Consider the following 3,837-nt stretch of genomic DNA (forward strand, 5'->3'; position numbering starts at 1 on the left):
GGCTCAACCGTTGACAAGACGCTTTGTTGTCGAGCTTGAACAGAAAACAGGTTCTTCAAACCAGAACTTTTCTATAAAAACTGACCAACAAATACTGTCGGGCACCTTGCCTGACATTGCCCGCACAAGAGACTATGCAGGATCAGATTTACCGCCTGATGAGAAACAGGGCAAACTAAATGGTTGCGAGCTAAAAACGACCATCATTGAATCCATTTCGTCGCCATGGCTACACGCCAATTATCTGTTGATGGGTTGCGAGCTGATCCTGACCAGCAAAAATACTCCACTCAGCTCCAACTCTTACTCATGGCCAGCTGTAGAAGTGCTTGTCGCTGTCGGTTGGCTTTTAAAGAGTTATTGGAATATCGACTCACCGTCGTTTAATCCGATAAAACTAAAAGAGCTATGTCGGGATCACCCGCTGGCGGCCGTCATAACAATACCCGGCTCTGGAAATAACCAGCAACAACGCCCTCCATCAGGGTCATCGGGGCAGCAAGCTCGGGAAGCCAACGCCCGCCCTGCAGGCTCTTTCAACAGCGTCCTTTATTCTGACTCTGCCGGTGATAGCGGAGGCTCACAACAGCATCTGCATACTTTGGGTTCAGATTGTTTCGTCTTTCCCTGTCATGGCGTTTGTCAATTCCGACCGTCATCCGACAGCACCGGGCCCGCTGACTGGCCGATGAATTATGCAGAACATTCGACAGGCCACACAGGCGCAAATCCCGAACAAAGCTCATGTCCACATCTGGACAATGGACACTGCGCAGAGTGCGCAGGTGACGTGACTGACACGAATGAACGACTCATGGATAGCATTGCTCGTCCCGCTGCTGCCATGGACACTGACGTAACGCCGGAATCCGATCCCTGCCCTATTTGTCTGATTCACTTTCATGACCGTGATGAAGCGACTGTGGTCGTCAAAAGTCAATGCTGTGGCCACTACTTCGATCTGGACTGTATTTCGACGTGTTTTGTCGAACAGCCCATCGGCTCTCGCCGTTGTGCAATGTGTCGGCAAAACCCGATGCCTATGGTGAATCAGAACACCGGTGAATCTCATCCGGATACATTTTTCCCCGATCAGGCGTTTTATCGTGCTTGTTTTGAAGGGGATTTGGATCAGGTGGAGAAGTCTCTGGCAGAGGGGGTCAATGTCAATGCTTTTATGAGTAATGGTCTCACTGCCTTGATGTTGGCATCCAGTCAGGGGCACAAGGACATCGTCGAACGCCTGATCAACGCCGGGGTGAATCTCAACGCCCGGCTTCCGGATGGCTCTACTTCGCTGTATATCGCAACCGAGATGGGCCATATCGAAATCGTGAAAACCCTGACCGAAGCCGGGGCAGATCTCAACGCCGCCTTGTCTAATGGCGCCACCCCGCTTTTGATCGCTATCCAACAAAATAACACCGGCTGCGTGAAGGTCCTGATCAATGGCGGGGCGGATCTCAATGCCGGGATTGAGGATGGCACCACCCCACTGTTCATCGCTGCCCAACAAAATAACAGCGACTGCGTGAAACTCCTGATTGAAGCCAGGGCGGATCTCAACGCCCGGACTATGAATGGCGCCACCCCACTGCTCATCGCTGCCGAGAACGGCCATACCGACATCGTGCAACTCCTGATCGAAGCCAAAGCGGATCTCAACGCCCGTACTGAGGATGGCGACACCCCGCTCTCCATGGCAGCTGAGATGGGTAATACCGACTGCCTGAAAGCCCTGATCGAAGCCAAGGCAAATCTCAACGCCCAGACTAATCATGGCTACACCCCGCTATTCATCGCTGCAAAAGAAAATAACACCAACTGCGTGAAACTCCTGATCGAAGCCGGGGCCGATCTCAACGCCCGTGCTGAGGATGGCGACACCCCGCTCTCCATGGCAGCTGAGATGGGCAATACCGACTGCTTGAAAGCCTTGATCGAAGCCAAGGCAAATCTCAACGCCCAGACTCATTATGGTTACACCCCGCTGTTTATCGCTGCACAAGAAAATAACACCGACTGCGTGAAACTCCTGATCGAAGCCGAGGCGGATCTCAATACCCGAACTGAGGACGGTGCCACCGCGCTGTTCATAGCAGCCCAGATGGGCAATACCAACAGCGTGAGACTCCTGATCAAGGCCGGAGCTGATCCCAACTCCGCCCTACCGGATGGCGCCACCCCGCTGTGCCTCGCTGCCCAAAAAAATAACCTCGGCTGCGTGAAAGTCCTGATCGAGGGCGGGGCGGATCTCAACCCTCGGACTGAGGTTGGCGCCACCCCGCTGTACGTCGCTGCTGGAAAAGGCAATACCAGCTGCGTGAAAATCCTGATCAACGCCGGGGCTGATCTCAACACCGCCATGTCGGATGGCACCACCCCAGTGTTCGTCGCCGCTCTGAGAGGCAATACCGACTGCGTGAAAGTCCTGATCGAAGCCAAAGCGGATCTAAACGTCCCCCGGACTTCTGATGGCGCCACCCCGCTATCCATCGCAACCGAGATGGGAAATACCGACTGTGTGAAGGCCCTGACCGAGACCGGGACAAGGTAAGGAACAGAGCTCTGTAGGGAACAGAGACAAGGAAGGAAATAAAAAAGAGGCGTTATGTTACCCGGTAAACATGACTTTCAGGTGTTGAGGCTATCTGCAAAAAAACGGTGAAAAGTCGAGGTCCTGGCAGGGCTGAAAGCTTCCCCGGGCCAATTGAGAGAACTGTTAACTGCATAACTTGAGTTATTTTCTTGATCTATCCTTCCTCTCTGTTTAACAGGGTACAAGGATAGAATGACTAAGCACTCACTCTTTGCAGTACCATTGTTACTCATGACATTGCCCTTCGTCTGTCAGGCTCAACCGTTGACAAGACGTTTTGTTGTCGAGCTTGAACAGAGAACAGATTCTCTAAACCAAAACGTTTTTATAAAACCAGACCAACACACACTGTCGGGTACTTTGCCAGACATTGCCCACACAAAAGGCCATGCAGGATCGGATTTACCGTCCGATCAGAAACAAGACAGACTAAACGGCTGTGAGCTAAAAACGACCATCATTGAATCAATTTCGTGGCAATCGCTTTACGCCGCTCACCTGCTGGTTGGTCACGAACTGATCCTGACCATCAAAAATACCCCACTAAGCTCCACCTTTTATTCATGGCTGCCTCTGGAAGTGGCTGTCGCTGTCGGTTGGCTTTTAAAGAGTTATTGGAATATAAAATCACCGTCGTTTAATACAATAGAACAAAAAGAGCTGTGTCAAGGTCACCCGTTTGCGGCTATCATGATGATGCCTGGCTCTGGAAATCAACAGCAACAATACCCGCCATCGGAGTCATTGGGGCAGCAAGCTCAGGAAACCACCATCTGCCCTGTAGGCTCTTTCAGCAACTTCCCTTATTCATACTCTGCCGATGGTAACGGAGGCTCGCAGCAACATCTGCATACTTTGGGTTTAGATTGTTTCGTCTTGCCCTGTCATGGCGTTTGTCAATTCCGACCATCATTCGATAGCAGTGGACCCACTGAACGGCCGGTGAATTCTGCAGAAAATTCGACAGGTCACACAGGAGCATCGCCTGAACAAAGCTCATGCTTCCACTTGGTCAATGGACAATGCCCGGATTGTGCAGGTCATGTGACCAACACGGGAATTCTACTCATGGATGGCATTGCTCGCCCCGCTGTCCCTATGGACACTGATGTACCGCTGGAGTGCGATCCCTGTCCTATTTGTCTGATTCACTTCCATTGTCATGATGAAGTGCCTGTGGTTGTCAAAACCCAATGTTGTGGCCACCGCTTCGATCTGGACTGTATTTCGAGGTGTTT

The 3,837-nt window shown here is 51.8% G+C and carries 2 protein-coding genes; both read left to right on the plus strand.

All coding sequences use genetic code 11. The features are described from left to right. Window positions 1-2,557: ankyrin repeat domain-containing protein (locus KDK19_RS23565; RefSeq protein WP_257293080.1), on the plus strand; the 2,557-nt coding region annotated here is incomplete at its 5' end. A gap of 234 nt (window positions 2,558-2,791) precedes the next feature. After that, on the plus strand, window positions 2,792-3,837 hold a 1,046-nt coding region (locus tag KDK19_RS23570; RefSeq protein ID WP_257293081.1), incomplete at its 3' end, for a hypothetical protein.

The sequence above is a fragment of the Endozoicomonas sp. ONNA1 genome, assembly GCF_024606325.1.
Classification (GTDB): domain Bacteria; phylum Pseudomonadota; class Gammaproteobacteria; order Pseudomonadales; family Endozoicomonadaceae; genus Endozoicomonas_A.